Below are 3,758 nucleotides of genomic sequence, written 5' to 3'. Positions count from 1 at the left end.
TGGCCGCGGTGGTGACCAGGCTGTGGGTCAGGCCACTCTTGGCATCGACACCAATGTGGGCCTTCATGCCAAAGTGCCACTGATTGCCTTTCTTGGTCTGATGCATCTCCGGATCGCGTTGCTGCTCATTGTTCTTGGTAGAGCTGGGTGCCTCAATGATGGTGGCATCCACCAAAGTGCCTTGGGTCATCATGACGCCTGCTTCGGCCAGCCAGCGATTGATGGTCTTGAACAATTGACGGGCCAGTTGATGCTGCTCGAGCAGGTGGCGGAAATTCATGATGGTGGTGCGATCCGGCAGGGCGCTATCCAGGGATAATCGGGCAAACAGGCGCATGGAGGCGATTTCGTACAGGGCATCTTCCATGGCACCGTCGCTCAGGTTGTACCAATGCTGCATGCAGTGAATACGCAGCATGGTCTCCAGCGGATAGGGCCGTCGGCCATTGCCCGCCTTGGGATAAAACGGCTCGATGACAGCGGTCATATTCTGCCATGGCAGAATCTGCTCCATGCGGGAGAGGAAAATCTCTTTTCGGGTCTGACGGCGCTTAGTGCTGAATTCACTATCGGCGAAGGTGAGTTGATGGCTCATGATGTCCCTCTGGGATGCGCTCCGGATGAATATGATGATCTCATATCAGGAACTTGTTCGCACCTTCCCTAAGTCACCGGCGGCTTGCCTGCCACACATTGAACATTACAGACCAATTAGCACTTTGTCACCGGGGAAAGATGTAAAGATTATGTATAAATAGATTGGCTTAGAAGTGACATTTCAACTTTGGAGAAACAGGTGACATTTTAAACTTGCTTTAACAAAATTTTGGGACTGACCGAAACAAAAAGGCCAGCCCCGGAGGGCTGGCTATTCAGTACAGGGCAATGACAGGTTTCTTGATGCCGCAGGCGTGAGCGTAGCGGGTCAGTGTGTCGATGCTGGCTTTGGTGATGTTGTTTTCCAGGCGAGAAATAACCGGAGGTGTAACCCCCATGCGTTCAGCAACCTGCGCTTTTGTCAGGTTGTCATGCTTGCGCCATTCAGCAAGCAGCTCCCTGAGCTTTTCCTTACGTTCTTCTTCCTGCCATGCAGCGCGATATTCATCGTCCTGCATCCACTCGTTATGCAGTTCTTTATGGCTTACCAGTTTCATTAAGTACCTCCGCTAACCGCTTTTTGGCGAGATCGATTTCTTTCGCTGGCGTTTTCTGTGACTTCTTGATGAAAACACGGAGCATGATGATGGTATTGCCTTTGTGGTATACCCAGATTCCCCTGGCTATGTCCGTCCCCATCGTGCGGATCTCAAAAAGTCCATCGCCCAGGGGCTTCGTGTCCGGCTCCCGCAGTAATCGGGCGTCATACTCCAGTTTGCCGATGAGACGGTCAAACTTCACCCTGATTTTTACGGGTAATGCTGTGGCTTCTTCCCTGGCTTCCGGGTGATAAACAACGCTAAACATGTGACCTCCCATTTCTATTAATATTAACCTATAGGCTAATTTCAGACAAGGTAGAATTAACCTATAAGCTAATTTTGTTGGCAGTTATCGTGGCTACCCGGTCACTACCCTGTTAGCGTGAGTTTTCGTTCCACTGAGGAACGGGGATTTATGCGCGTTAGCGCATGTAAGGCGGCAGGATGAAATGACAGGTAGCACCGAGGGTTAGCCGCCGATACCAGTGAGGGATCGAAAGGGATCGCCTATCCATCCCTTCACCTTGCAAAGCCATATTCCGCTAAAAGCGGCTCAGAGGCTTTTGTGCGCGGTCGGAGTGGTCACAACAAGGCGAAGCCGCAGTTGGGGCGTATCTCCGCGTTAGCGGGTCGTAAGAGCCGCTTACGAGCGTGTAAGCTAATTCTTCAGCGATATTTGCTGACGTATCCGGCGTGGCCGGATTTGTCCAATCCCTCGATGGCTAACAGGCGAGCTGTTAGCCATCGAGGGATTCCGTTCTGAATGCCCCGCGCTTTAGCGTGGGGAGCTACTTTTGAGGCGCTCGCGCCGATGCTGTTCGGTTATCCACTTTTTAAAGGGGATAACAGTAATGTCTTTTATTTTTTGGTTTATCTTTTAATACGTAAGTAATTAAAAGATAAACCAAAAGAGTATTTGCGCCATCTCGTTTGCACTTCATTATCACTTACCCACAAGCTATACAGCAGTTGTGGTGGGTCTACGCCGGAACCGCCGAAAAATCCGTCATTCCTGTAGGCGGGATGGGTTGGATTTCGAAAATTATTGTACTATAAGGGCTTCCCCGGCGTGTCAACGCCGGTGTTTATGGTTTCTGTCTGCTCTTCAGTAAAAATAAAGGGGAGAGACTGCGGTACTATAAACGGCCATGATGAATCGTCATCGATTCGGACCCTGATGAAAGACGCGCGTGAGGTTCTTGTTCGTTAAGCGGATACGTATATCCTGTACAATAGCCAGATAGGCCTCACGGGGTATAACCCTTTATCATCAACGAATTGCAGGTCAGATGGTTATTTTGTTTCGTGCTTTAGCTGGCTGAGTACAGCCTGAAATCATCACCGTAATGCAATGATGCCCAGCACAGCCTTGCGTTTTTGGCGGCGATGGCTACAACGGCACGCCAGTATCCTCTGCGATCGACCAGTGAACAGACCCAACGACTGAATAAATCAGTCCTTTTCTCGGCACCAATCAGAACCGAACGAGCCCCCTGAACCAGTAGCGTTCGCAGATACGAATCGCCAGCTTTAGTTATCCTGCCAAGCTTTGATTTCCCACCACTGCTGTACTGCGATGGCGTTAGTCCCAGCCAGGCTGCCAGTTGTCGCCCATTTTTAAAATCGTGTGCATTACCGATACTGGCGACCAGCGCACAGGCCGTTGTGGGACCAATCCCTTTCAGTTCCATCAATCGCTGGCTGCGGTGATCTGTTTTTGCCATGCGGGACAAAATCCGGTCATATTCAGTAATATTATCTTCAATACGATCAATGTGTTCCAGCAGGTCATTAACACATTGTTGAACCTGAAGTGGCAAAGAACTCTTCTGCTCAGAAACCATGTGACGCAGGGCATCTGTACTTTGTGGGGCGATGACACCGAATTCCGATATCAAACCTCTCAATCGGTTATATGTTGCTGTTTTCTCTTCGATAAAACCCTGTCTGATACGGTGTAGGCATTGCATCGCCTGCTGGCTCTCATCCTTCACTGGTACAAACCGCATATGCGGGCGACGAACTGCTTCACAGATAGCCTGAGCATCAGCTGCATCATTTTTGCCTGATTTACCGGCCATGCGGTAAGGAGATACAAATTTAGCAGCCATCAGCCGTGGTTCATGACCATATTGCCGAAACAACCTTGCCCAGTAGTGAGCCCCGGAGCATGCCTCCATCCCGATAACACAGGGAGGTAAACTGGCAATCAGCTCAGGAAGGGCAGCACGCGATACTTTGGGTTTAACCAGAACAGTTTTACCGTGTTGGTCAACGCAGTGAACAGCGAACACATTTTTAGCAAGATCGATACCGACAGTCGTGATGGTCATAACGAATCCCTCCGGGGCTATGTTTACCCCATGATTGCACAAGAGTTAATCAGGCGCATATCCAGGGGAAGTCCCTTCCATTCGTTAAGGTTATTTTTTGGGCACTGTTGCAAAGTTAGCGATGAGGCAGCCTTTTGTCTTATTCAAAGGCCTTACATTTCAAAAACTCTGCTTACCAGGCGCATTTCGCCCAGGGGATCACCATAATAAAATGCTGAGGCCTGGC

At 49.9% G+C, this 3,758-nt stretch carries 4 protein-coding genes and 1 pseudogene; all 5 read right to left on the bottom strand.

Annotated elements, in window-relative coordinates; translation table 11 throughout:
• Positions 1-595 (bottom strand): annotated as a pseudogene (locus MKS11_RS27255) (IS5-like element ISKpn26 family transposase); the annotation flags it as partial.
• A gap of 277 nt (positions 596-872) precedes the next feature.
• Positions 873-1,154 carry a helix-turn-helix transcriptional regulator gene (locus tag MKS11_RS27250; RefSeq protein WP_000780222.1) on the bottom strand — a complete coding sequence of 94 codons (282 nt, stop codon included), beginning with the start codon at positions 1,152-1,154 and terminating at the stop codon, positions 873-875.
• Entirely contained in the window at positions 1,135-1,464 is a 330-nt protein-coding gene (locus MKS11_RS27245; protein WP_000493286.1) for a type II toxin-antitoxin system RelE/ParE family toxin, read from the bottom strand. The genes MKS11_RS27250 and MKS11_RS27245 overlap by 20 nt, the downstream gene beginning before the upstream one ends.
• Positions 1,465-2,509: 1,045 nt before the next feature.
• The gene (locus tag MKS11_RS27240) at positions 2,510-3,532 is read right to left on the bottom strand and encodes an IS110 family transposase (protein WP_001572362.1); all 1,023 of its coding nucleotides are present in this window, start codon (positions 3,530-3,532) and stop codon (positions 2,510-2,512) included.
• A 152-nt stretch (positions 3,533-3,684) separates the two neighbouring features.
• A partial coding sequence (locus MKS11_RS27235; RefSeq protein WP_032414367.1) for a hypothetical protein occupies positions 3,685-3,758 on the bottom strand: 74 nt, incomplete at its 5' end.

Source organism: Klebsiella sp. K5-45, assembly GCF_030128605.1.
GTDB lineage: Bacteria > Pseudomonadota > Gammaproteobacteria > Enterobacterales > Enterobacteriaceae > Klebsiella > Klebsiella quasipneumoniae.
The sequence above is the reverse complement of the archived record's forward strand: the minus strand, read 5'-3'. Positions and strand labels throughout refer to the sequence as shown.